This window comes from Exiguobacterium sp. EF_C8, assembly GCF_054956715.1.
On sequence record NZ_CM143264.1, the window covers coordinates 2,227,196 to 2,252,476 of the forward strand.

Here is a 25,281-nt window from a genome sequence, read left to right on the forward strand (position 1 = left end):
AGTTAATTCTGAAACGATTTTACGACATCTTGCAAGGCTTGTGCGAGTAGTTCGACTTGCGCGAGCTCATTTCCGTGACCAAAACTGATCCGAACCGATGCCCGTGTCCGTTCATCTTCACCATACATCGCCGACAAGACATGCGAAGGCTCGACGGATCCTGCCGTACATGCACTCCCGCTCGATACAGCCATCTGGCGCATATCAAGCATGATCAAGAACGGTTCGATTTCAATTTGCGGGAAGTAAAGATTGAGGACATTCGGCAATCCTTCAACACCGTTGACTTCGTAAGTGACGCCACTTTCATCCAAGCGTGTTAGCAAAACGCTACGCAGTTGTTTGATGTGGTCCTGCTGTTGATCGCGCTCTGCGATCATCAGTTCGAGCGCTTTCGCTAAACCGACGATTCCCGGTACGTTCTCCGTACCAGCGCGACGCTTGCGTTCCTGTTCTCCGCCATACGTCTGCGTCGCTAATTTCACACCTGTCCGTACATATAATAGCCCGATTCCTTTTGGACCATTGATTTTATGACCAGACGCGGATAAAAGATCGACCTGTAACGCTTCGACATCAATTGCTTGTTTTCCGAACACTTGCACCGCGTCCGTATGGAACAAAATACCGCGTTCCCGTAAGAATTGACCAATTGCCGCAATCGGCTGGATCGTCCCGACTTCATTGTTGCCGAACATGATCGAGACGAGTATCGTATCTTCCCGAACTGCTTCTTGTAAGGCAGTCAACGACACAACGCCAGACGACGGTACATCGAGATATGTGACATCATAGCCTTGCTTTTCAAGCTCTTCGAACGCACGGAGTACGGCATGATGCTCAAACCGTGTCGTAATGAGATGACGCCCTTTTTCACGCGCTACCTCAGCCGCACCGAAGATGGCGTAGTTATCCGACTCCGTTCCACCACTCGTGAAAATCAGTTCAGTTGGTTTCGCATTTAATTCTTGTGCGATCTGCCGACGTGCATTGTCGATCGCCGCCCGAGCAGAACGACCAGCCGCATGGACACTTGATGGATTGCCGTACTGTTCGAGCAAATAAGGCGTCATCGCCTCAAGGACTTCCGGACGCATCGGCGTCGTCGCCGAATGGTCAAAGTAATTCATTCGTATTCACCTCTCAAATATAGAACATGTATCCTGTATCGTCTTCTTCCGCTAAGTCTTGTAGTGTCGTTGAATCGAGTACTTGATCGACCGCTTGTTGGATTTTGTCCCAAAGTTTGCGTTTCGTGACCTCGTCACAAGCATCGACTTCGACGACGACGAGTGGTCCTTCAAGCAGGCGGATGATTTCACCCGCCGTAATGCTTTGTGCTTCACGACCGAGCTTATACCCGCCATAAGCGCCGCGAACACTTTTGACGAGACCCCCATTTCGAAGTGGTGCGATCAATTGCTCGAGGTAGTGCTCTGATAAATCATACATCTGGGCGATTTTTTTTAAGGACAATGGTTTTGATTCAGCTTCTTTCGCGAGTGCGATCATGATCGTCAGACCATATCGCCCTTTCGTTGAGATTTTCATCATGCGAAGGATCATCCTTTCTAGTATAGTAGTAGCTAAAAGTGGAAGGAGCGTATGTGTATGGCACATTTATTTGAATCCCAGTCTCCTGCCGGACCGCTCGCGAATCGGATGCGTCCGCAGAATCTGGATGAAATCGTCGGACAACGCCATCTAATCGGAGAGACGACGCTTTTGCGGCGCGCCATCTTAGCCGATCGTCTCGGAACCGTCATTTTTTACGGTCCACCGGGCACCGGTAAGACGACCCTCGCACGTGTCATTTCCAGTTATACGAAATCAGCATTCGAGCAATTGAATGCGGTCACGGCAAAACTGGAACAATTACGTGAGATTTTAAAAGCAGCCGAAGCTCGTCTTCAGTTCGAGGATCAAAAAACGATCCTCTTTCTCGATGAGATCCATCGGTTCAATAAGATGCAGCAAGACGCCTTACTGCCGGCACTTGAGGCGGGTACGATCACGTTGATCGGTGCGACGACTGAAAACCCGAGTTTTGAGGTCAACGCCGCTCTCTTATCGCGGGCAACAGTCTTTCGTTTTGAACCCCCGACGGCAGATGATTTACGGATCGTCCTCGATCGGACCCTGAAGGACACGGAGCGTGGTCTTGGCAAATATCCGATCACCATCACGGAGGACGCGATCGATCATTACGTCAAGTTGTCAGATGGCGATTACAGGGCATTATTGAATGCGCTCGAACTTGCCGTCTTAACGACACCGGAAATCGATGGTCAAATCACGATCGACCTCGCTGTCGCTGAGGAATCGATTCAGCAAAAGGCATTGAAGTATGATAAGGACGGCGATCGTCATTATGATGTCATCTCCGCCTTCATCAAATCGATTCGTGGTTCCGATCCCGACGCCGCGCTCTACTGGCTCGCCGTCATGATTGAAGCCGGTGAAAGTCCACGTTTCATCGTCCGTCGTCTCTATGTCCATGCGGCAGAAGACATCGGTCTATCTGATCCGCAAGCGTTATTGATGGTCGATGCTTGCGCGCGCGCGTGCGAATACGTTGGTTTCCCAGAAGCACGGATCCCGCTTGCTGAAACGGTCCTATATCTCGCGACAGCACCGAAATCGAATGCCGTCATCTCAGCCATTGACCAAGCATTGATGCTCGTCCGTCGTTCAGATGGTGGACCTGTTCCCCCACACTTGCGCGATGCCCATCATCCGGGTGCAGCGGCACTTGGGAATGGCGTTACCTACCAATATCCGCACGACTTCGAACATGCCTATGTGCCACAGAATTATTGGCCAGAAAACCTTGCCCGGACCAAACCCGTCTTTTATCGTCCAAGCCCACGCGGTTTTGAAAAACAACTGCAGGCTCGACTCGATTTTTGGAACAAACAAACAGCCACACATCAGAAAAAGCGACCATAAGGTCGCTTTTTTTTAACGAACGCGTTCGATCGTCACGCCAGCTTCACGGACAATCTCATTGATGACGTAGCTCGCTGCAATCAGTCCACCGACAGATGGAACAAATGCATTCGAACTCGGTGGCATCTTCGCTTTACGAATCGCAGCGGCATCGTTTCCGACGACTTGACGGACTTCTTCAATGATCTTAACGGGCGGTTCATCGGAAAAGACAACAGGAACGCCTTTATGAATACCGGCTTTCCGGAGTTTCGTCCGGATGACCTTCGCCAGAGGATCATAACTTGTATCTTTGATGTCAACGATCTTGATGCGTGTCGGATCCATCTTGTTCGCCATCCCCATGCTCGAAATGATCGGAATGTTACGTTTCTTACATTCTTGAATCAAGTGAATTTTGAACGAGACCGTGTCCGATGCATCGATGACATAATCCGGCTGCTGTTCAAAGAACGACTCGAATGTTTCTTCATTGTAGAACATCTTTAAACGAACGATTTCAAGGTCTGGATTGATTAACGCAAGACGTTCAGCCATCGCATCGACCTTCGGCTGACCGACCGTCGGAAGCAAGGCATGAATTTGTCGGTTGACGTTCGTGATGTCGATATCATCCTTATCAACGAGAATCAAACGACCTACACCACTACGGGCAAGCGCTTCTGCCGAGAACGATCCAACACCACCGATTCCCAGAATAGCGACAGACTTGGATGCCAATGCGTCAAGTCCAGTTTTACCGATTGCTAGTTCATTACGCGAAAATTGATGTAACATCTCATAACCTCACAATACTCATACTGTTTTACTCGGAATTATATCATAAAAAAAAACGTCATGCGACGTGTCAAACAATAAAATAATAAGACGATGGGACCCGAAGTGCCGTGTCGATACCTTATTTTTGAACCTGCTGTGCAGGTGGGTGTCTTATCCGATTCCTATTCGTACGTCCTCCTGCTGTGTTACGAGGCATGTACTACTAGTTGGAACGTCAAACTCCCTATCAAAAAAGAGTGGCTCAAAGATAAAAGGCGGCTCTCGTACAATTCAGGAACCCCATCTGATGCATTTAATATAGCATCCTCCCCTCTGAAATGCAACTACTTCCCACTCCAGAAAAAGATGCTTTTTTAAGTCCAACGTTTCGTGAAGTCTTCGTTCGGATCATATCGTTGTTGCTGAAACACGGGATCGAATCGTGGTGTCCGCGTCGCATTCCCGACCCCTGCGATGAATGCCCAGTTGCCATAGTTCGAAGCGACGTCATGATCAATCAATTGTTGTTCAAAATACTGTGCTCCGATGCGCCAGTCCTGTTTTAATTCATGAATGAGATAACTGGCAACGATCTGCCTGCCCCGGTTCGACATCCATCCCGTCTCGCGAATCTCGTTCATAAAGGCATCAACGAACGGTACACCGGTCTTTCCTTTTCTCCAACGTTCGACAGCTAGCTGATCCGTCTTCCACGTGTATTGCCCTTCCTTTAATCCATTTGATCGAAACAGACGACTTCCTGTCTCACGCATCGTTAAATGGAAAAAGTCACGCCATAACAGTTCGAAATACAACCAGTACGTCGATTCATTTGCTCCCTTTTTTCGCTCGGCTTCCTGCAATTCAGCCATGACGCGACGCGGTGACAGCGATCCGTTCGCTAGCCAGGCAGATAACTTCGAAGAATCATTTCGTAAAAAACCGTTACGTGTTTCTTTATAGGTGAATACAGGCTCAGCCAGGTATTCTTGAAGACGTGCTCTCCCCGCTGATTCTCCACCACGGAACGGGAACGCGATCTCTGGATCCGCTTTGACTGATTCCTCCCTTATTAATCGAATACCGGTTGGTGGATCAAGTGGATCGTAGAAGGTTCCTTTCGCCTCGACACGTTTTCGAAACGCTGTAAAGACGCGCTTCAGTTCGTCACTTCCGATATCTTCCCGGCGATGTAGTGTCTGTGTCTCAAAAGAACGGACTGTATATCTGTCTTTGACATACTGCTCACTTGCCGCTTCTTCTGTTCCAGTCATCTTATGGAAATAGACTGTATCATCCGTTTGCAGATAAGAATCAAGTGCCTCATTCACCTTCCCCTCTAAAATATCTAATGCAATTCCGATTTGAGACAAATGATCAGCTAAATTCGCTAATGTCTCTTCTTCGAATTTCGCTTGTTGTGCGCCTCTTTCAAACAGCTGTTCCTTATGATTTTTAACGTATACTGCCCGAATCGTATCTTGTTCTTCGCATGCGCTCCGAAGTGCTTCATGATCATCGACACGCAAATCATTGCGGTACCAGACGACTGCTCCCATATTGATCGGCTCCCTTCTCTTATACTATGACCCGACCAAGGGACTTAGAAAACCAATCGATGTGCCGACGAGGTTTTAAGACGTTGTTTTCGTGGAATATGATTACTACAACAAATCAGAGGAGTGAATGGATCAATGGCTGCAAAACGCGGTAAACTCAGAACATTAGTGACGCTTGTAACGACGGTTGGACCAATCGTTTATAAATTCTATAAAAAACAACAAGCTAAAAAATCAATCAACAATCCTAAATAAAAAATGGACGCTTCCTGATCGAAGCGTCCATTTTTTAACGTTTACTGACACCTTCACTCGCGTCGACATAAAAACGCCATGGATAGGCCGTCGCTTCTCCAGCATTTGGAATACCAATGCGTGTCGTCTGGACGATTGCATCGACTGGGTCGGCAACGAGTCGAAACCGGTCTTGATAAAGATCCTGACCTGAATCAGCAGTCGTTAGACCGAATCCTTGGCATAATTTTGCCGGTCCATTGACGAGATTTCGTCGTTGAATCGCAGTCAATTCTGCGTAGGAACAACCGAAACGGCGTTCAGCGACAAGATCGTGCCCACTGATGATTTCGGCACCTCGTAACAGCAGTCCGTATCCTTCCCCTTCATGTCCACAAACGATATTCATACAGTGATGCATACCATACGTGAAATAAACATATAAATGTCCGGGTGGACCGAACATCGGTGCCGTTCGTTTCGTCGGTTTACCGGAAAACGAGTGTGCCGCTTGATCGTGAGGACCGAGATAGGCTTCGACCTCGACGATTCGCATCGTTACCTCATCGACCGTGATGTGTGTTCCTAAGAAGTCTGGTCCGACTTCAACTGGAGACCGTTCAAAAAAGTGTCGTTCCATCCGTTCGCCCTCCTTCATGAAACAAGCGAACCTCCCATACCGGAAGATTCGCTTGTCGTGACTTAAGATTGTTTGACTGCTGTACGAATTGAGAGATCATTCAATTGCGCATCCGAGACTGGGCTTGGTGCTGCCGTCAACAGATCACTTGCTGATGCTGTTTTCGGGAAGGCAATTGTATCACGCAAGTTCGAACGCCCTGCGAGTAACATGACGAGACGGTCTAGACCAAGTGCGATCCCCGCATGTGGTGGTGTTCCGTATTCGAATGCTTCCATCAAGAAGCCGAATTGCTCGTTTGCTTCTTCTTCTGAGAAGCCAAGCAACTTGAACATCCGCTCCTGGATATCCCGTTCATAAATCCGTTGTGATCCACCGCCGAGCTCATATCCGTTTAAGACGAGGTCATACGCGACTGCGAGGACTTTGCCAGGATCCGTCTCGAGCAATTCGAGATCCTCACGACGCGGCATCGTGAACGGGTGGTGGTTCGCATAGAAACGACCATCTTCTTCTTCGTACGTGACAAGTGGGAAGTCTGTCACCCAAAGGAAGTTGAAGACCGACTCATCAATTAAGTCGAGTTCCTTCGCCAACTTCTGACGGAGCGCACCTAAGCTGTCTGCTACGATCGATGCTTTTGCTGCGACGAACAACAACAAGTCGCCTGCTTCCGCATCTGTCGCCGCTGTCAAGCGAGCGGTTGCTTCTTCGTCGAAGAACTTCGCGATTGGACCATTCAATCCGTCCGCTGTCACTTTGACCCATGCGAGACCTTTTGCACCGTAAATCGCCGTAAATTCTTGTAACTTATCGATGTCTTTTCGTGAGAAGCGTTCAGCTGCACCTTTGACGTTCAATGCTTTGACTTCTCCACCTGCTTCAAGTGCCATATCGAATACTTTGAATCCTGCTCCTTTGACGGCATCCGCGACATCGATCAATTCGAGACCGAAGCGTGTATCCGGTTTATCCGAACCATACCGGCTCATTGCTTCTGCATACGGCATCCGTGGGAATGGTGTCACGATATCTTTTCCGAGCGTTTCTTTCATGACGCGTGTCATCATCGACTCCATCATGGCATACAAGTCTTCGATGTCCATGAAGCTTGTCTCGATGTCGACTTGCGTGAATTCAGGTTGACGGTCTGCCCGTAAGTCTTCATCACGGAAACAACGTGCGATTTGGAAGTACCGCTCAAAACCAGACACCATCAACAATTGTTTGAACAATTGTGGAGATTGTGGCAAGGCGTAGAACTCGCCCGGGTGAACCCGGCTTGGGACGAGATAGTCACGTGCGCCTTCTGGCGTTGATTTCGTTAAGATCGGTGTCTCGACTTCCAGGAAGTCTTGCTCATCGAGGAAGTTCCGCATGATGTTCGATGCTTTCGAACGGAGACGGAATGTCTCTTGGAGCGATGGGCGACGCAAGTCGAGGTAACGGTATTTGAGACGTAAATCTTCTGACGTCTGCTCCGCTTCTTCACTGATCGGAAACGGTGTCATCTTCGCTGCGTTTAAGATGACGACTTCATCCGCGACGACCTCGACTTGTCCAGTCGGGATGTTCGGGTTCGGATTCTCACGTGCGATGACATGTCCTTTAATATCGAGGACATATTCCGAACGAATCGATTCGGCAAGACGGTGTGCCTGCTCGTTTTCCGGTTGGAAGACGATTTGGACGATGCCACTACGGTCACGGAGATCAAGGAAGATCAATCCTCCTAAGTCACGTCGTTTTTGAACCCATCCTTTAAGTTGAACGTGTTGTCCGATGACTTCTTCTGTCACCTGTCCGTTCATATGCGTGCGTCCGATCATTGTGCTTCCTCCTTTAATTTCGCGACGATCGTATCAGCGACTGCTGATAACGGAACGTCCGTCTGTTCCCCTGTAGCCATGTTTTTGAGGGCAGCTGCACCACGCTCGACTTCTTCATCCCCGAGGATGACCGTGTAACGTGCTTTCAAGCGATCTGCTGCCTTAAATTGTCCTTTGAACTTCCGACCGAGATAATCCCGATCCGCGACAAGTCCTTCAAGACGCATTAATTGTAGGAGTCGTGTCGCTGTCTTTTCGACTTCGTCACTGCCTTGCGCGACGATGAAGACATCGATTCGATCGTCGACTGCTGGTAAGACGTTCTCATTTTCAAGCGCCATCAATAAACGCTCGATACCGATTCCGAATCCGATTCCCGGTGTTGCCGGTCCACCGATCTGTTCGACGAGACCGTTGTAACGACCACCACCACATAGTGTCGTGATTGCCCCGAAACCTTCTGCTTCTGACATGATTTCGAACGCCGTGTGATTGTAATAGTCGATTCCGCGAACAAGCGTTGGATCAACGACGTACTCGATACCGAGTGCATCTAAGTGAAGCAACACTTCGTCGAAGTACGCTTTTGATGCCGGGTTTAAGTAATCGAGAATCGATGGTGCTGTTGCCATGCTCGGGTGATCGCGGTCGACCTTACAATCGAGGACACGAAGTGGATTCGTTTCGAGACGATTTTGACAGTCCTGGCATAATTCGTGAACGACTGGCTTAAAGTGTTCGACGAGTGCTGCCCGGTGTGCGGCGCGACTTTCGTTATCCCCGAGCGTGTTGATGACCAGTTTAAGATGCTTCAATCCGAATGAACGGTAGATGCTCATCGCGAGACTGATTACTTCCGCATCGATGGCCGGTTGTTCACTTCCGAGTGCTTCAACTCCGTATTGGTGGAGCTGACGGAAACGTCCTGCTTGCGGACGTTCATAACGGAACATCGGGCCGATGTAGAATAATTTCGTTGGTTGGTTCGGTGAACCGAACAGTTTGTTTGTCACGAATGAACGAACGACGGCAGCCGTTCCTTCCGGGCGTAACGTCAACTGGTCTTTTCCGCGTTTCTCAAGCATGAACATCTCTTTTTGAACGATATCCGTCGTCTCACCAACGCCACGTTTAAAGAGTTCTGTCTCCTCAAAAATCGGCGTCCGGATTTCCTTATAGTTGTAACGCTTACTAATTTCACGTAATTGTTGTTCGATGTACTGCCAACGTTCGACTGTTCCTGGAAGGACATCAAACGTACCGCGTGGTAATTTCATCTCAAATTCCTCCTTTTTTGAATACAAAAAAGTTCTCGTCCGCAAAGGGACGAGAACTTGAAGATCCCGTGGTACCACCCTGGTTGTCAAATCACATTTGACCACTCGGTGCAGTTAACGCCTGCGTACGACCTTCCCTACTATCGGTTCAGGAAGATACCTCGGAAGGGTCTTTCATCGAGTTCGTCTGTTCGCCCTTTCAGCCAAGGGGCGACTCTCTAAGCAGACGAGGTCTTGATTACTCCTCTTCGTCTTCGGTCGTATGAATCATTTGGTTACGTCTAATATTGCCTCGTCTCTCGGTTCCTGTCAAGCGTTTGCTTCTTTTTCAAGAATCAACGTTACAGGCCCATCATTAATGAGCGCGATATCCATCATGGCACCGAACTGACCTGTCTCGACCGTTAGTCCTTGCGCACGAAGACGTTCATTGAACGCTTCATACAACTCATTGGCAACATCCGGTTTCGCCGCTTCCGTGAAGGCTGGACGACGTCCTTTTTTGACATCACCATACAGCGTGAACTGCGAGACGGATAGAATCTGACCGTCGACATCCTGTAACGAGCGATTCATCCGTTCTTCCTCATCTTCAAACACACGGAGTCCTGCGATTTTATCAGCTAACCAGTTCACCTGATCAATCGTGTCTTCGTGCGTGACACCGACGAGCAAAAGAAATCCTTGTTTGATTTGACCGATGATTTTTTGATCGACTGTGACACTTGCTTCTTTGACTCGTTGTAATACAACTCGCACGACGGATCCGCTCCTTACGTCATCATGACGCGATGTACAGCATACACGTCAGAGATTTGTTTAATTCGATCGACGACTTTTTGTAGATGATTGACATTATTGATCGCAATCGTCATCGTGATTTTGGCTTGTTTACTGTCGTCGCCCTTCCCACTGACAGCGACGATGTTCGTATTCGTTGCAGATACCGACTGCAAGACATCATTCAACAATCCTGCCCGGTCAAATCCAGAAATTTCGATTTCGACGTTATAACTCTTGACGGCTTTACCTTCATGTTCCCACTCGACCTCGAGCAGACGTTCCGGATTTTGTTCGTGAATGACGTTCAAACAGTCCGTCCGGTGAATTGAGACGCCACGCCCGCGCGTGATATATCCGACGATATCGTCCCCTGGAACCGGATTACAACAACGACTCATGCGAACGAGCATGTTATCGATGCCTTTGACCCGAACCCCTTCCGGATTTTCCTTTTTCGGACGATCGAACGTCTTCATCTCACTGATTGCTTCGTTCAGTTCTAGATTTTTGGATTCTTTGTCTTTGCGTAATTTTTCCGTTAATTTATGCGCGACTTGGGCAGCAGTCAGACCATGATAGCCAACAGCAGCGTACATGTCTTCTTCTTGCGAGAAGTTGAACTTCCGCGTCACGTCTTCGAGCGTCTTCTCATTGATGACTTCTTTCGGCTCAAAGCCAAGCTTCTTCACTTCTGCTTCGATCAGTTCCCGTCCTTTTGAGACGTTCTCTTCGCGTTGCTGACGTTTGAACCATTGACGGATTTTATTTTTCGCCTGACTCGACACACAAATCTTGAGCCAATCCTTACTTGGACCATAACTATGCTTCGACGTGACGATTTCGATGATGTCACCTGTCTTTAGCTTATAGTCGATCGGTACCATCCGTCCGTTGACTTTCGCTCCGATCGTCCGGTGACCAATTTCCGTATGAATTCGGTAGGCATAATCAATCGGAACAGAACCTTTCGGCAACTCGATGACGTCACCTTTTGGTGTGAAGACGTACAGCATGTCACTGAAGAAGTCGACTTTGACCGATTCCATGAATTCCTCGGCATCTGCCGTGTCCTTCTGTAACTCCAAAATCTCTCGGAAGTGAGCAATCTTATCCTCAAATCCAGATTTTGCTTCCTGTTCCTTACCTTCTTTATACGCCCAGTGAGCGGCAATCCCGTACTCGGCAATGAAATGCATGTCTCGCGTCCGAATTTGGACCTCGAGCGGCTCGCCTTTCGGTCCGATGACCGTCGTATGCAGCGATTGATACATGTTCGGCTTCGGCATCGCGATATAATCCTTGAAGCGTCCCGGCATCGGTTTATACTGCGTATGAATGATTCCGAGTACAGCGTAACAATCTTTGATTGAGTCAACAATGATGCGAACAGCCATCAAATCATAGATTTCACTGAACTCTTTTTTCGAGTTTTGCATCTTATTATAAATGGAATAGATATGCTTCGGACGTCCATCGACTTCCGCTGCAATCTGTACATCATCGAGTACTTCATTGACCTCTTCAATAACCGAACTAACGAGCGCTTCTCGTTCCGTCCGTTTTTGTTTCATCATCGAAACGATCCGGTAGTATTGTTGCGGATTGATGTAGCGCAAACTGATGTCCTCGAGTTCCCATTTGATCGTCGAAATCCCGAGACGATGTGCAAGTGGCGCGAAGATTTCAAGCGTCTCTTCTGCTTTTTGCACTTGCTTTTCCTTGACCATATGTTGCAACGTCCGCATATTGTGCAAACGGTCAGCCAGTTTGATCAAGATGACACGAATGTCTTCCGCCATCGCGATGAACATCTTGCGATGGTTCTCAGCTAACTCTTCGCGCTTCGATTTATATTTAATTTTCCCGAGTTTCGTGACGCCATCGACGAGCATCGCAACGTCAGATCCGAATCGTTCGGATAATTCTTCGAGTGTAATGTCCGTATCTTCGACGACATCATGAAGAAGCGCAGCGACGATCGTCGTTGCATCCAAACCAATATCGACTAAGATACCGGCAACTTGTACCGGATGAATGATGTACGGTTCCCCTGAACGGCGGAATTGCCCATCATGTTCGTCTTTCGCGAATTGGTAAGCACGTTCGATGTCTTTGACTTCAACTTGCGTCATGTATTCCGCACATCGAGCGAGAAGGTCTTCTACATTTACGATTTGTTTATTTGTCATCCCTTTTCCTCACCCAGTCCCCGGGATCGTCTGCAACGGAATCCCTAATATATAATTCTTATTATCGTGAAATCTTGAGAAGATGTCAAAATAAAAAGAAATACCCCCTTGGTCATCAAGTACCAAGAGAGTATAGTGTCTTCAGTCTTCGTAGCGAATCAATGAAAGAATGTCATATCCTTCGAGTTTCTCACGTCCGCCAAGACCATCGAGTTCAATTAAGAATCCGATTCCGGCAACTGTTCCGCCTAATTTTTCGATCATTTGGATCGTTGCTTCAATCGTACCACCTGTCGCAAGCAAATCGTCAAGGATGACGACGCGTTGTCCCGGTTGGATTGCATCTTCGTGCATCGTCAAGACGTCTTTTCCGTACTCAAGACCATACTCGACACGGACTGTCTCGCGCGGTAATTTTCCTTCTTTACGAACAGGAACGAATCCGATTTCCATCGCGTAAGCTGCTGGGCAACCAACGACGAATCCACGTGCTTCTGGACCTGCGATGACATCTGCGCCTTTACTACGTGCATACTCAACGAGCGCATCGACCGATTGTTTATACGCCGGTCCGTTTTGCATGAGTGATGTGATGTCCTTGAAACTGATTCCTTCTTTCGGCCAATTCTCGACCTCTTTTATATGCTGTTTGAACTCCATGTCTTTTCCTCCTGCTTCGCCGCTTCTACCAAAGTATCAAAACGCTCTTTCAACTGAGCGAGTGACGAATAAATGTATTGTTGCTCGAGCTCTTGACGCGCTTCATGACGCTGGTACGTCGGTGCTTCCGTCAGATCTCGTTTTGCAGCATTTGGGTTCACACCCGGCAGCCCGTCCTCCATTGTAACAAGAAAATCAAGTTCCGAGAATACCGAATGCATAAAGTTAATCGATCGTTTCGTCCATTTTCGCGATTTTGACAAACGTACGAGACCTATCCGGAGCTCATCCCGTGGACATTTCGCAAAATACTGGAAGTACTGTTTGAAGTCCTCACGAGATGGAATCGTCTCGAAATAATAGCCTTCATCCTTAAAGGCACAATAAATCCGCTCTGCCTGTTGCACATATGGATAAAATGCTGCTTCCTCTTCCGGCAGGTCAAGAAAGACGATGTTTTGTCGAATCGGACCATTCAACGAACGTTCAGTGTATTTCTCCTTCATCTCATCGGTAAAGGCGACGAATGTCGTCGTCTCGTGCGGTAAGGCGAATAGATCGCTCAGCGGACGCTTACCTCCACGGTAATCAAAAACTTGAACATCTTCGACAGCGACGTCTTGAATCATCAATTGTGGTTTACGGAAACCATTCCATTCATTGATGTTCAGACTGCCCATCAAGTGAATCTCCGATAAGGTTGAAACTTCATCGACGAGGTCGCCGAAGCCGAAGCCGATTGCATCGAGTTCCTTCCCGTCGTCCGATAGGAGTGCCTTGACATGCGTCAGATCACGACCGATTCGTTTCATATCGCGAATCTTCGCCTGCTCAATGACGATCCGTGGCGCGGGGTTTCCCATCCCGAACGGTGCCAGTCGCTGAATGTCTTCAATCAACTGAATCGAGACATCACTAACGTGTAGACGTAGGTCGACATCGATTGTCGCGATGAACGCGTCATCCGGTAACGTGCTCGCTTGTTCATTCAAGCGTTGACGTAACGTCTCAACGTCATCAGAAGATAAAGTCATCCCAGCCGCAGCTGGATGTCCTCCGAAGTGTGGCAAGATATCTTCACACTTCGTCAGCTCAGCGAAGAGGTCAAAGGCTGGAATCGATCGCCCAGAACCTTTGGCTGTTCCTTTTTCAGCATCATGACACAGCATGATGACGGGGCGATGATATTTTTCAACAAGTCGCGAGGCGACGATCCCGACGACACCTGGGTTCCAGTCTGCCGCATCGACGACGAGGACGCGGTCATCCTTGAAGCGTTCCTCGACAAGCGCCGTTGCTTCTTCCGCAATCTGCTTGACGATATCTTGACGTTGCTTATTTTGTTGGTCGAGCTGTTTCGCGAGATGAAGTGCTTCATCTTTACTTTCTGCTAGCAACATCTCGAGCGCTGGCATCGCAGAATCAAGACGACCTGCTGCATTGATCCGTGGACCGAACGCAAATCCGACCGACTCTTCCGTTAGTTCGTCCTCAGTTAAACTGCAGACGTCACGTAACGCAAGGATACCTGGACGTTCACTTGCGTTCAGTGCTTCGATGCCACGAATCGCAAGCAAGCGGTTTTCGCCGACGAGCGGAACAAGATCGGCAATCGTTCCGAGCACGGCAAGATCGAGTAATTCGACTGGTTCACGATCAAGGAGAGCATGCGCGACTTTAAAAGCAACTCCTGCGCCTGCGAGTTTCGAGAACGGATACGCTGGATCAACACCTGGATGGATCAAGGCAAAGGCATCAGGTAACGTTTCTTTTGCTTCGTGATGATCGGTGATGATTAAATCGACCCCGAGTTCTTTCAGGACATCTGCTTCGTGGATACCGGAAATCCCACAGTCGACGGTGATGACGAGACTAAACCCTTCTTCCGCTGCCCAGCGAAATGCGGCTTCATTCGGTCCATAGCCTTCCGTGAATCGGTTTGGGATATAACACTCTGCCATCCCTCCGATTTCAATCAAGGCGTGCCAGAGAATCGCCGCGGAACTCACACCATCGACGTCATAATCACCGTAAATTAAAATCATTTCACCTTCGTTGACGGCACGTTGAATCCGTTCGACGACTTTTGGCATGTCTTTAAAAGCAAATGGATCATGAAATGCCATTTGATCGGTTTCTAAAAAATCACGGGCTGCTTCACGAGTCGTGAATCCCCGTTGGACAAGTAGTTGTGCGACGTGCGGTGAGATCGTGCCATCCGCCGTCAATTGTTCGATTTGTTCTGAATCGATGACTTTATCAAGCCATGTTTTTTTAGCATGGTACATCTCAAACCCTCCAATCAACTTCCCCATTATAATAGAAAATCCGCACCAGCGATAGCTGATGCGGATACTCTTTTAAGAAGCACGTTTTGTCCGACCCAGTGTCCGACCTTTCATGACGAGCCAGAGTTGCGCGGCGATGAAGATCGAAGAATACATCCCCATGATCAACCCGACAAGCAAGGCAAGACTGAATCCACGGATCGCTTCGCTACCGAAGATGTAGAGCGCTGCTGCTGTCATGATGACCGTCACGACGGTGTTGATCGAACGGACGATTGTTTGTTGAATCGATTCATTGACGATATGCGCCAACTCATCGAACGAAACTTTTCGTCCCCCTTTTTCGGCAAGTCCGAGATTTTCTCGAACCCTGTCGAACGTAACGATCGTATCGTTGACAGAATACCCGATGATCGTCAGGATCGCTGCAATGAAGTACAAGTTGACCTCAATTTGGAACAACGAGAAGAAGGCGACGATCATTAACGCATCATGCAATAGTGCAAGCACTGTCGCAATCCCGTATAACGGTTGGAATCGGAACGAGACATAGATGACGATCCCAAGTGACGCGAGTAAGACCGCATAAATCGCGTTACGCGCGATTTCTTGACCAACTTGCGCCGAAACCGTCGAGATACTCGGTTCTTTCTTATATTCCGTTTCAATCGTTTGTTTCATTTTAGAGATTTGATCTTGGCTGAATTCCCCAACGAACGTGACGTTCGCTAGTTTTCCACCTTGAGCAAATTGGATGCCATCGATTTCCGCAGCATCAATGCCTGACTCTTCAATGACAGAGCGGACATCGGCTTCCTTGATTTGATTCTCAGAAGAAATCTCGACGCGTGTACCTTGCGAGAAGTCGATCCCAAGGTTAAGACCGCGGAACGACAGCAAAAGTACCGAAATGATGACGAGGGCAATCGTGATCGCGAAATAGATTTTGCGATGTTTGACGTAATCGAATTTCGTAGGATTAAAGCTCACGGATTTCACTCTCCTTTACACCGAACCATGATTTCTTCTTATCGAACCATCGGCTACTGACAAGGAGTTGCATCAGGTAACGTGAGACAAAGACATTCGTGACGAAAGTGACAGCGATTGAGACCATCAACATGATGGCGAATCCTTTGACCGTGCTTGTACCGAAGTAGTACAAGACACCAGCAGAAATCAATGTCGTTAAGTTGGCATCAAGAATCGTACCGAACGAACGACGGTTTCCGGCTTTAAATGCGGATAAGACGGATTTGCCGCTTCGTAATTCGTCCTTGATCCGCTCTGCAGTGATGATGTTCGCATCGACCGCCATACCGACACCAAGAACGAGTGCCGCAATCCCCGGTAATGTAAGGACGGCATTAATCCCGTTAAAGAAGATCATGACGAGATAGATGTAGAACAACAAGGTAATAATCGAAACTAATCCAGAGATCCGGTAGAACACTAGCATGAACAAGAAGACAGCAGCTACACCGATAGCTGACGCGAAGAGTGTCTGATCAAGTGCATCCTGTCCAAAAGCAGCCGAGACTGACGTCGAATAGATTTCCTCGAGTTTGACCGGCAGTGCTCCTGCGTTAAGGATTGAGGACAATTGTTTACCATACTCGGCATCGATATCGCCACCGGAAATGATTGCCTTATCCGAGTTGATTGGTTGAGTGACCGATGCATCCGAAACGATTTTCGAATTCTTCTTTTGAATCTCTTTTTCGTACGTATCACCCTTTTCGTAATCGAGCCAGATGACAAGGCGGTTCGCCGGTGCTTGCATTTGTGAGACTTTTTGAGTTACTTCATAAAATTTCTGTTTTGACTTCATCGTCAATTCGACGAGTGGTTCATTCGTATTCGGATCATATCCGACTTTTGCTCCTTTAGCTTTTAAGTCTGAACCGTCAAGCAACAACTTATCGTTGATGTCACGGAATGACAATTGTGCCGTCGAAGATAGGATTTGACGCGCTTCCGTCTGATCCTTGACGCCAGCAAGTTGAACACGAATCCGGTTGTTACCTTCGATCCGAATATCCGGTTCAGAGACACCGAGAACATTGACACGGTTCTCAATTGCCGTCAATGTGGCACTCATCGCATTTTGGTCGATGACGTCTCCTTCTTTCAGTGGTTGTACTTCATACAAGACTTCGAAGCCACCTTTAAGGTCAAGGCCAAGCTTCGTATCCTTCAGCAACCATGACGATGTCGTACCGATTAGCACGAGCAACGCGATGACGACGATGAAGAATGTGGCAAGTTTCCCTTTCTTGATCATGCTACATTGTCCTTTCTCTAGTTCCCAGTATATTTTCAGACAACTTTGTTCTCCTACCCTAGCTTACAAAAGAAATGGTAATCTTAGCAAACGTTTTTCTCATATATAAACAGAAAAGACGCTCCGGAATCCGGAAAGCGTCTTTTCAATACCTTATTCGACCGTTTCGTCGCCCATGACAGTTGTTGATTTTTTCGTCACTTCTGCCACAGCACTTCGGTTGAATGTCAATTGTGCGTTTCCTGACTTCAATGTCACCGTCGTGTCGTCAACTTTTTGGACAACCCCGTGAAGACCACCGATCGTTACGATCGAATCGCCGCGTGAAAGTTCAGTTTGCATCTGACGCACTTGCTTCTGGCGTTTGTTCTGTGGACGGATCAACAAGAAATAGAACACCACGAAGATCAAGATCATCGGGAGGAATGTCAATAATTGTTGCATCATATTCAGCTCCTTTTATCATTCAAATCACGTTCATTATACCGTGAAAGGATTGATTTGTCAGACGATTTGTTAGAAATTCTTTGCGTTCGGTAAATTGTAACCGTATTCTTCGAAAAATTCTTCTTTAAAATCAAGCAGACGATCCTCACGAATCGCTTGGCGAACGCCTTCCATCAACTTGACGAGGAAGTGAAGATTGTGTGTCGAACAAAGATGAAGCCCAAACGTTTCTTGCGCGCGGATCAAGTGATGGATGTATGAACGCGAGTAATTCTTACATGCGTAGCAATCACATTTCTCATCGAGTGGACGGAAATCACGTGCATATTTCGCATTTCGGACGACAAGACGTCCTTGTGATGTCATCAACGTTCCGTTGCGTGCAATCCGTGTCGGTAAGACACAGTCGAACATATCGATTCCGCGAATCGCGCCTTCAATCAACGCATCCGGCGAACCGACGCCCATGAGGTAACGTGGTTTATCTTCTGGCATGAGTGGTGTCGTGAATTCGAGTGCTCGGTACATGACATCTTTCGGTTCACCAACCGAGAGACCACCGACCGCGTACCCTGGGAAATCAAGCGCAACGAGGTCTTTTGCACTTTGACGACGTAAGTCTTCATATTCTCCACCTTGGATGATACCGAACAGCGCTTGATCGTGCGGACGTTCGTGCGCTGCAAGACAACGTTCTGCCCAGCGGCTTGTTCGTTCGACAGATGCTTTCATGTACTCGTGAGAAGCAGGATATGGTGGGCACTCATCAAACGCCATCATGATGTCTGAACCGAGTGCGTTTTGGATTTCCATTGCTTTTTCCGGTGATAAGAACAGTTTGTCACCGTTTAAATGGTTACGGAAATGAACGCCTTCTTCCGAAATATTCCGGAGATCAGCGAGTGAGAAGACTTGGAAGCCACCTGAATCCGTGAGAATCGCGCCATCCCAGTTCATGAATTTATGCAGACCGCCCGCTTCCTTGATGACATCGTGTCCAGGACGCACCCATAGGTGATACGTGTTCGCGAGGATGATGTTCGCGTTCATATCCTTGATTTGTTCTGGTGCCATCGTCTTGACCGTCGCTTGTGTTCCGACCGGCATGAAGACCGGTGTCTCAAAACTACCGTGCGGCGTATGGACGATTCCTAACCGCGCTCCGGATTGTTTACATGTTTTGATATGTTCGTATGTTACCGCGTGTTTTGTCATTAGTTTCGTTCCTCTCTCGTTAAGAACATCGCATCACCGAAGCTAAAGAAACGATAGCCATTCGCGACAGCTTCTTCGTAGGCATGCAGAATGTGTTCCCGTGTCGATAACGCGGACACGAGCATGATCAATGTTGATTTCGGTAAGTGGAAGTTCGTGATCAATCCATCGATCCCTTTGACTTCCTGACCTGGGAAAATGAAGATGTCTGTCCAACCTGTTGCTTCGACGAAGTCACCGTGATCACGGATGACCGTTTCAAGCGTTCGCGTCGACGTCGTACCAACCGCGATGATCCGTCCGCCTTGTTTCCGTGTTTCGCGTAGCAGTGCCGCTGAACTTTCCGGCAATTCGTAGTACTCACTATGCATCTTGTGACTATCGACGTCGTCGACCGAAACAGGACGGAATGTGCCAAGTCCGACATGTAACGTCAACGGTGCGATCCGGACACCTTTCGCTTGAAGCGCTTCGAGCAATTCCGGTGTGAAGTGAAGACCCGCTGTTGGTGCAGCGGCGCTCCCGCGTTCGCGAGCGTAGACCGTCTGGTAACGATCTTGATCTTCCAGTTGTTCATGAATGTACGGCGGCAATGGCATCGTTCCGAGTTGATCGAGCACTTCGTAGAAAATCCCGTCGTAGAAAAACTTCAGAATCCGTCCCCCGTCTTCAAGTGCTTCGACACACTCAGCACGGAGTAATCCGTCACCAAACGACAGAATTGTACCTGGCTTGACTCGTTTTGCTGGTTTTGCTAGCGTTTCCCAAACATCGTCACTCGTCTGCTTCAAGAGCAACAATTCGATTTTTCCACCTGTCTCTTCCTTTACACCAAAGAGACGTGCTGGTAAGACTTTCGTATCGTTGATGACGAGTGTATCGCCTTCCCGGAAGTGGTCGACGATATCATGGAAGTGTTGATGCTGAATCGCACCTGTCTCCCGGTCGAGGACCATCAATTTCGAACTCGTCCGGTCGAGCAATGGCACTTGAGCAATTTGTTCTTCTGGTAAATGAAAATCAAATAAGTTTACATCCATTGGTTCAATTTCCTTCTTTCAGTCCTAAATGTTGGCGGGCGAACGGTGTTAAGACACGTCCGCGCGGGGTACGTTGTAAAAAGCCTTGTTGTAACAGATATGGTTCATACACATCTTCGATCGTCTGCGCATCTTCTCCGATTGTCGCTGCAATCGTCTCAAGACCGACCGGACCACCGGCAAACCGTTCTGCAAGCGATCGTAGTAAACGATGGTCGACATCGTCGAGTCCGAGCGCATCGACATGCAAGCGATCAAGTGCACTTGTCGCAAGCGAGGCATCGATCTCAGTTTGATGAGCAACTTGAGCGAAGTCACGGACACGCCGTAACAACCGGTTCGCGACACGTGGTGTTCCGCGTGAACGAAGGGCGATCGCTTCTGCTGCGAGACGATCCGCTTCGAATCCAAACAGACGTGATGTCCGGGTCACGATGGCAGACAACTCTGACATCGTATAATATTCAAGCTTCAGCGTCACGCCAAAACGATCACGTAGCGGTGCCGACAGCATCCCGGCACGCGTCGTCGCACCGACGAGTGTAAATGGTGGCAAGTCGATCCGAACGCTACGCGCGAGTTCCCCTTGACCGATGACGATATCGAGACAATAGTCTTCCATTGCCGGATATAGAATCTCTTCGATCGATCGACTCAACCGATGAATCTCATCTATGAACAGGACGTCTCCCGGCTCAAGTGATGAGAGAATTGCCGCCAGATCACCTGGTCGTTCGATCGCAGGACCGGCTGTCGTCTTGATGCCGACCCCCATCTCGTTTGCGATGATTGTCGCAAGCGTCGTCTTACCAAGACCTGGAGGACCGTAGAGAAGAACGTGATCGAGTGTTTCCTGACGAATTTTTGCCGCCTCGATGAAGACACTTAAGTTTCCTTTTGCTTTCTCCTGCCCGATATATTGTTCGAGCGTCTGAGGACGCAGACTCCACTCTTCTTGATCTTCCGCATGGGCGGATTCTGACAAAATGCGCTCTTCCATGTCCTCACCTCACATTCAATAACAACTGGAGTGCCCGTTTAACATATTGATCCGTTGACAGGACTTCTGCCTGCAACGCTTTTTTGACTTTTTCGACTTCTCGATCACTGTAACCGAGCGCCGTCAGAGCTTCACAGGCTTCGTTCAGCTCTGCGTTACCTTGTGCGAACAAGCCTTCGCTCGGTACGTAGTCTGGCGCGAGCTCTGCTAACTTTCCTTTTAGGTCGAGTGTCATTTGTTTTGCTGTCTTTTTGCCGACACCTGGGAACTTGACGAGATAACTTTCCTTTTCTTGTTCGATCGCTTCAACAAGCGCATCGACATTCCCTGATGCGACGATTGCAAGCGCTCCTTTTGGTCCGATCCCTGTCACACCGAGCAACTTCGTGAACAAGGCACGCTCACGCCGGGAACGGAATCCAAATAAGACTTCTTGGTCCTCACGGACATAGTGATACGTATATACGATGATCTGTTCGTCTCCGGTCCGATAAAAAAACGGGTTCGGTGCTACGATCTTGTAGCCAATCCCGCCAACTTCTACCGTCACGAATTCCGCACAGACATAAGCGACTTCGCCGCGTACGAATTCTATCAATGTGGAACGCTCCCATCCTTAAACAAACTCTCGTGTTATTGTAGCATACATCTTCGTTTGGCTTCAAAGCGTTCTTCAGCAAAAATCAATACATACGTTCGCTCTCTCAATCAGAAGACAAAAAGCGTGATCGTTTGCACGACCACGCTCTCACTCTCTATTTTACGAACGCTCAAGCATTCGTTCGAGCGCCAATACGGCATGCCGCGTCGTCTCTGCGTCGACTTTAATGATGTTGACCGGCTCACCTGCTTCGACCTGTTCGAGCGCCCAAGCCAAATGCGGCAAGTCAATCCGGTTCATCGTCAGACATGGACACATGAACGGATTGAGCGACACGATGTCGAGATCCGGATGAGTCGTCGCGAGTCGATTGACGAGGTTCATCTCTGTTCCGATCGCCCACTTCGTTCCAGGAGCAGCCTGTTCGATTTGTTGAATGATGTACGCAGTTGATCCATTGAGATCAGACGCTACTACGACTTCATGCGAACATTCCGGGTGAACGAGAATCTTTCGCTCCGGATCCGTCTTACGGAACTGTTCAATTTGACCGACTGTGAATTTCTCATGCACCGAGCAGTGCCCTTTCCATAAGATGACGCGGACGTCTTGGTCCTCCCCGTCAAAAACGAGTTCGTCGCGAATCGGATCCCAAATCGCCATCTGCTCTAACGGAATTCCGAGCGCATGTGCCGTATTGCGACCGAGATGTTGATCCGGCAGGAAGAATAAGATGTCTCGTTCAGCAAGCGCCCACTCGACCATCTGGACAGCGTTCGATGATGTCACCGTCGCCCCACCGTGACGACCGACGAATGCTTTGATGGCTGCTGTCGAATTGACATACGTCAACGGTAAGATCGAATCTCCGAACCGTTCCGTCAAGATCGTAAAGGCACGCTCCGTTTGTATATCATTCGCCATATCTGCCATCGAACAGCCAGCACGCATGTCAGGCAAAACGACCGTATGTGACGCATCGGTCAACATATCTGCCGTCTCCGCCATAAAGTGAACACCGCAAAAGACCGTATATTCGGCTTCTATCATCTGCTTCGCGACTTGTGCAAGCTGGAGCGAATCTCCCGTCGCATCCGCGAACTGGACGACTTCGTCTTTTTGATAGTGGTGGGCAGGTAAGAATAAGCGACTGCCCATCCGTGCTTTGACCCCTTCGATGATCGCAATCAATTCTGCTTCTGATTGCTGTAAGTATGACGCCGGAATCCCTTCGTGACGTAATAGATCAAATGACATCTTTTTTTCCTCCTTCGATTTTCATACTAATATCAAGTGCTGTTACTGAATGCGTCAACGCACCGAGTGAGATGACGTCTGCTCCGCTATCCACGAAGTCTGATAACGTGTCTATCGTAATCCCGCCGGATAGTTCGACCGTGATATGTGGTGGAATCAATTGCCGGAGCTGTTTGATTTCTGCTGGTGTCCGGTTATCGAGCATGATGATGTCGACTTTTGCAGCCACTGCCTCAAGCACTTCCGCTTCCGTCTCAACTTCGACTTCGATTGGTGTCGTATGACCTGCAACTCGTTTTGCTCGCATCACCGCTTCCGTAATCGATCCCGCGACCGTGATGTGGTTATCTTTGATCATGACCGCGTCATCGAGTCGTCCGCGATGACTATAGCCACCACCGACGCGAACGGCGTGTTTTTCTAGCATCCGTAATCCAGGAGTCGTCTTCCGTGTATCCGTGATTCGGATTCGTCCTGCTACTACCTCGACCGCTTGACGTGTCTGCGTCGCAATCCCAGATAAGCGTTGCACAAGGTTCAAAGCGACGCGTTCTCCGCTTAAAATATCCTGTAACGAACCAGACCACTCAGCAAGGAGCGTTCCTCGCGTGACGACCGTCCCTTCCGCTATATGAATCGTCACGTTGACTTGTAACAGATGCGCCATCTCACGAATAATGTCTCCTCCACAGAAGACACCGTCTTCCTTTGCTAAAAAACGACCGGTTCCGCGTTCTTGTCCCGTCAGACATCCTTCACTCGTGATATCCCACTGTCCGATGTCCTCGATTAAAAATGCCTCCAGTTGTTGCCGTAACTGCCACTTGTTCAATGTTCTCATCCTCTCCTGTCAACCGACTTCGCGCCCCTTCAAGCAATAGACATGCTGTCACGTAACGTAATCGATTTTCTTCTGCTTCCTGTCCGGATTCTTCTAATGCCCAGCCTTTTAACGCATCCAGACATTCTTGTACCTGCCTAATATCCATTTCGACACCGATGACCTGCGATAAACGGTCTGTTACGGAACGAAGTGTTCCTGGACGTCGTTTGACGCGTTCTAGCTTTAAATCAGGTAATAACTTGAGCTGTTCTGCTACTGCTTTCCCCATGACGACACACTCAAGAAGCGAGTTCGACGCCAGACGATTTCGACCGTGCAGTCCGATCGATGCTGTCTCGCCGACCGCGTAAAGTCCTTCGACATTCGTCTGCCCTGTCAGATCCGTCTCGATTCCACCCATTAAGAAATGAATGCCTGGTGCGATTTCAACGAGATCTGGATTTATGTTCAGTTTTTCACATTTTTCGACAAACGTTGGAAACCGTTTTGTTCGATCAACGACTTTTGACGTGTCGAGATAGACCGGTTCGTGTTTTCGCACCTCATGGATTCGTTTTGCGACTTCATCGCGCGCCGCTAAATCTTGCATCGGATGATCTGCCATGATCCGGTCCCCGCTTTTCGTCACAAGAATGGCTCCTGCTCCGCGTAGTGCTTCCGTAATCAAACCTTCTGAGCGACCTGCATGAACAAGTACCGTCGGATGGTGCTGGATATAGCCGAGATCACGAATCGTCGCTCCCGCTTCAAAAGCGAGTGCAATCCCATTTCCTTGAATCGATGGATCATTCGTCGACGACGCGAATATTCCACCAACTCCACCAGTAGCGAGAATCGTTGCTCGCGCCACAATCTCGATCGGTTCTCCATGGCTATATCCAACTGCACCTACAACCTGTCCATTTACTTGAATCAATTCCGTGATACACGTCTGCTCAAGAATCGGAAAAGGCACTCGCGGCATTAACGTCTCCATGATTCGTTTGCCAGTCTCGTCCCCGCCAGAGTGATAAATCCGCGGCAAACGGTGCGCACCTTCTCGACCGAGCAAGAACTCTCCCTCGGATTGATCAAACAGGACACCTTGTCGTAACAAGAATTCCATTGCCTCGGCTCCTGATCGGGTCACATAATCAACAGCGGACGGATTGATGCGCCCTTTTGCCGCCTGACACGTATCTTCAAAATGACCACGATGATCAACTTCCGCATAAGCAGAAGCAATCCCACCTTGTGCTCGGACAGAGTTGGTCTCAAATCGCGTGCCTTTTGTGACAAGCAACGCTTCAGTTCCAGGCGGAAGATGCAAGGCGACCGAAATCGCAGCAAGCCCTGTTCCGATGATCAATACATCCGTCTCAAGCCTTTTATGTAAAGACATATGTTTTACACCTCTATATCTAAATGTTTACTATTGACTTGACAA

The 25,281-nt window shown here is 48.6% G+C and carries 20 protein-coding genes, 1 other RNA gene, 1 pseudogene and 1 other annotated feature; of the genes and pseudogenes, 1 reads left to right on the plus strand and 21 read right to left on the minus strand.

Annotated elements, in window-relative coordinates:
* Positions 1-2 precede the first annotated feature (2 nt).
* Both ACY2IG_RS11970 and cymR read right to left on the minus strand, forming a co-directional pair.
* Positions 3-1,130, minus strand: a complete 1,128-nt coding sequence (locus ACY2IG_RS11970; RefSeq protein ID WP_442899592.1) for a cysteine desulfurase family protein — start codon at positions 1,128-1,130, stop codon at positions 3-5.
* A gap of 13 nt (positions 1,131-1,143) precedes the next feature.
* Positions 1,144-1,551: a cysteine metabolism transcriptional regulator CymR gene (gene cymR / locus ACY2IG_RS11975; RefSeq protein ID WP_035409489.1), complete on the minus strand. Its 408-nt coding sequence runs from the start codon at positions 1,549-1,551 to the stop codon at positions 1,144-1,146.
* A 60-nt stretch (positions 1,552-1,611) separates the two neighbouring features.
* On the opposite strand from cymR, the gene ACY2IG_RS11980 reads away from it, so the two are divergent.
* The gene (locus ACY2IG_RS11980) at positions 1,612-2,949 is read left to right on the plus strand and encodes a replication-associated recombination protein A (RefSeq protein ID WP_329468812.1); all 1,338 of its coding nucleotides are present in this window, start codon (positions 1,612-1,614) and stop codon (positions 2,947-2,949) included.
* Between the two features lie 12 nt (positions 2,950-2,961).
* Here ACY2IG_RS11980 and ACY2IG_RS11985 read toward each other — a convergent pair whose 3' ends face one another.
* The 19 genes and pseudogenes from ACY2IG_RS11985 to ACY2IG_RS12075 form a co-directional block, all read right to left on the minus strand.
* Positions 2,962-3,726 carry a tRNA threonylcarbamoyladenosine dehydratase gene (locus ACY2IG_RS11985; RefSeq protein WP_023468920.1) on the minus strand — a complete coding sequence of 255 codons (765 nt, stop codon included), beginning with the start codon at positions 3,724-3,726 and terminating at the stop codon, positions 2,962-2,964.
* Between the two features lie 93 nt (positions 3,727-3,819).
* Positions 3,820-4,009, minus strand: a non-coding RNA gene (gene ssrS, locus ACY2IG_RS11990) — 6S RNA.
* A 73-nt stretch (positions 4,010-4,082) separates the two neighbouring features.
* The gene (locus tag ACY2IG_RS11995; protein WP_462617963.1) at positions 4,083-5,267 is read right to left on the minus strand and encodes a DASH family cryptochrome; all 1,185 of its coding nucleotides are present in this window, start codon (positions 5,265-5,267) and stop codon (positions 4,083-4,085) included.
* Positions 5,268-5,556: 289 nt separating this feature from the next.
* On the minus strand, positions 5,557-6,141 hold the full coding sequence (locus tag ACY2IG_RS12000; protein ID WP_035406536.1) for a DNA-3-methyladenine glycosylase: 585 nt from the start codon (positions 6,139-6,141) through the stop codon (positions 5,557-5,559).
* Between the two features lie 62 nt (positions 6,142-6,203).
* A complete protein-coding gene (aspS, locus tag ACY2IG_RS12005; protein ID WP_035406533.1) occupies positions 6,204-7,970 on the minus strand; it encodes an aspartate--tRNA ligase in 1,767 nt (588 codons plus the stop codon).
* Positions 7,967-9,247: a histidine--tRNA ligase gene (gene hisS, locus ACY2IG_RS12010; protein WP_290751770.1), complete on the minus strand. Its 1,281-nt coding sequence runs from the start codon at positions 9,245-9,247 to the stop codon at positions 7,967-7,969. Before hisS ends, aspS begins: the two co-directional genes overlap by 4 nt.
* Positions 9,248-9,289: 42 nt before the next feature.
* Positions 9,290-9,511 (minus strand) — a binding site (T-box leader).
* 45 nt (positions 9,512-9,556) lie between these two features.
* Positions 9,557-10,006, minus strand: a complete 450-nt coding sequence (gene dtd / locus ACY2IG_RS12015; protein WP_035406526.1) for a D-aminoacyl-tRNA deacylase — start codon at positions 10,004-10,006, stop codon at positions 9,557-9,559.
* Between the two features lie 14 nt (positions 10,007-10,020).
* Entirely contained in the window at positions 10,021-12,219 is a 2,199-nt protein-coding gene (locus ACY2IG_RS12020) for a RelA/SpoT family protein (protein WP_056062492.1), read from the minus strand.
* Positions 12,220-12,360: 141 nt separating this feature from the next.
* Positions 12,361-12,879, minus strand: a complete 519-nt coding sequence (locus ACY2IG_RS12025; protein ID WP_035406521.1) for an adenine phosphoribosyltransferase — start codon at positions 12,877-12,879, stop codon at positions 12,361-12,363.
* Positions 12,858-15,167: a single-stranded-DNA-specific exonuclease RecJ gene (gene recJ, locus ACY2IG_RS12030; protein ID WP_462617964.1), complete on the minus strand. Its 2,310-nt coding sequence runs from the start codon at positions 15,165-15,167 to the stop codon at positions 12,858-12,860. The genes ACY2IG_RS12025 and recJ overlap by 22 nt, the downstream gene beginning before the upstream one ends.
* A gap of 72 nt (positions 15,168-15,239) precedes the next feature.
* A pseudogene (gene secD / locus ACY2IG_RS12035) lies at positions 15,240-17,448 on the minus strand (protein translocase subunit SecD).
* 156 nt (positions 17,449-17,604) lie between these two features.
* Entirely contained in the window at positions 17,605-17,895 is a 291-nt protein-coding gene (gene yajC / locus ACY2IG_RS12040; protein WP_308101811.1) for a preprotein translocase subunit YajC, read from the minus strand.
* A 72-nt stretch (positions 17,896-17,967) separates the two neighbouring features.
* A complete protein-coding gene (gene tgt / locus ACY2IG_RS12045; RefSeq protein ID WP_029342245.1) occupies positions 17,968-19,113 on the minus strand; it encodes a tRNA guanosine(34) transglycosylase Tgt in 1,146 nt (381 codons plus the stop codon).
* A complete protein-coding gene (gene queA, locus ACY2IG_RS12050) occupies positions 19,113-20,153 on the minus strand; it encodes a tRNA preQ1(34) S-adenosylmethionine ribosyltransferase-isomerase QueA (RefSeq protein ID WP_214853061.1) in 1,041 nt (346 codons plus the stop codon). The genes tgt and queA overlap by 1 nt, the downstream gene beginning before the upstream one ends.
* Before the next feature lie 4 nt (positions 20,154-20,157).
* A complete protein-coding gene (ruvB, locus tag ACY2IG_RS12055) occupies positions 20,158-21,153 on the minus strand; it encodes a Holliday junction branch migration DNA helicase RuvB (protein ID WP_035406506.1) in 996 nt (331 codons plus the stop codon).
* A 4-nt stretch (positions 21,154-21,157) separates the two neighbouring features.
* Complete coding sequence (gene ruvA / locus ACY2IG_RS12060) at positions 21,158-21,751, minus strand: Holliday junction branch migration protein RuvA (protein ID WP_023468936.1); 594 nt, start codon at positions 21,749-21,751, stop codon at positions 21,158-21,160.
* A gap of 162 nt (positions 21,752-21,913) precedes the next feature.
* Positions 21,914-23,011: a quinolinate synthase NadA gene (gene nadA, locus ACY2IG_RS12065; protein WP_462617965.1), complete on the minus strand. Its 1,098-nt coding sequence runs from the start codon at positions 23,009-23,011 to the stop codon at positions 21,914-21,916.
* Positions 23,001-23,843, minus strand: coding sequence for a carboxylating nicotinate-nucleotide diphosphorylase (nadC, locus tag ACY2IG_RS12070; RefSeq protein ID WP_462617966.1), 843 nt, complete (start codon positions 23,841-23,843; stop codon positions 23,001-23,003). Before nadC ends, nadA begins: the two co-directional genes overlap by 11 nt.
* Positions 23,767-25,236: an L-aspartate oxidase gene (locus tag ACY2IG_RS12075; RefSeq protein WP_462617967.1), complete on the minus strand. Its 1,470-nt coding sequence runs from the start codon at positions 25,234-25,236 to the stop codon at positions 23,767-23,769. The genes nadC and ACY2IG_RS12075 overlap by 77 nt, the downstream gene beginning before the upstream one ends.
* Between the last annotated feature and the right edge of the window lie 45 nt (positions 25,237-25,281).

Bases quoted from the DNA above. Each gene is read 5' to 3' on its own strand.
- ACY2IG_RS12000 (WP_035406536.1), bottom strand. From the start codon at position 6,141: ATGGAACGACACTTTTTTGAACGGTCTCCAGTTGAAGTCGGACCAGAC.
- tgt (WP_029342245.1), bottom strand. From the start codon at position 19,113: ATGACAAAACACGCGGTAACATACGAACATATCAAAACATGTAAACAA.
- aspS (WP_035406533.1), bottom strand. From the start codon at position 7,970: ATGATCGGACGCACGCATATGAACGGACAGGTGACAGAAGAAGTCATC.
- yajC (WP_308101811.1), bottom strand. From the start codon at position 17,895: ATGCAACAATTATTGACATTCCTCCCGATGATCTTGATCTTCGTGGTG.
- ACY2IG_RS12075 (WP_462617967.1), bottom strand. From the start codon at position 25,236: ATGTCTTTACATAAAAGGCTTGAGACGGATGTATTGATCATCGGAACA.
- ruvB (WP_035406506.1), bottom strand. From the start codon at position 21,153: ATGGAAGAGCGCATTTTGTCAGAATCCGCCCATGCGGAAGATCAAGAA.
- nadA (WP_462617965.1), bottom strand. From the start codon at position 23,011: ATGTCATTTGATCTATTACGTCACGAAGGGATTCCGGCGTCATACTTA.
- hisS (WP_290751770.1), bottom strand. From the start codon at position 9,247: ATGAAATTACCACGCGGTACGTTTGATGTCCTTCCAGGAACAGTCGAA.
- ACY2IG_RS12020 (WP_056062492.1), bottom strand. From the start codon at position 12,219: ATGACAAATAAACAAATCGTAAATGTAGAAGACCTTCTCGCTCGATGT.
- ACY2IG_RS11970 (WP_442899592.1), bottom strand. From the start codon at position 1,130: ATGAATTACTTTGACCATTCGGCGACGACGCCGATGCGTCCGGAAGTC.
- cymR (WP_035409489.1), bottom strand. From the start codon at position 1,551: ATGAAAATCTCAACGAAAGGGCGATATGGTCTGACGATCATGATCGCA.
- recJ (WP_462617964.1), bottom strand. From the start codon at position 15,167: ATGTACCATGCTAAAAAAACATGGCTTGATAAAGTCATCGATTCAGAA.
- ACY2IG_RS11985 (WP_023468920.1), bottom strand. From the start codon at position 3,726: ATGTTACATCAATTTTCGCGTAATGAACTAGCAATCGGTAAAACTGGA.
- ACY2IG_RS11980 (WP_329468812.1), top strand. From the start codon at position 1,612: ATGGCACATTTATTTGAATCCCAGTCTCCTGCCGGACCGCTCGCGAAT.
- queA (WP_214853061.1), bottom strand. From the start codon at position 20,153: ATGGATGTAAACTTATTTGATTTTCATTTACCAGAAGAACAAATTGCT.
- ACY2IG_RS12025 (WP_035406521.1), bottom strand. From the start codon at position 12,879: ATGGAGTTCAAACAGCATATAAAAGAGGTCGAGAATTGGCCGAAAGAA.
- ACY2IG_RS11995 (WP_462617963.1), bottom strand. From the start codon at position 5,267: ATGGGAGCAGTCGTCTGGTACCGCAATGATTTGCGTGTCGATGATCAT.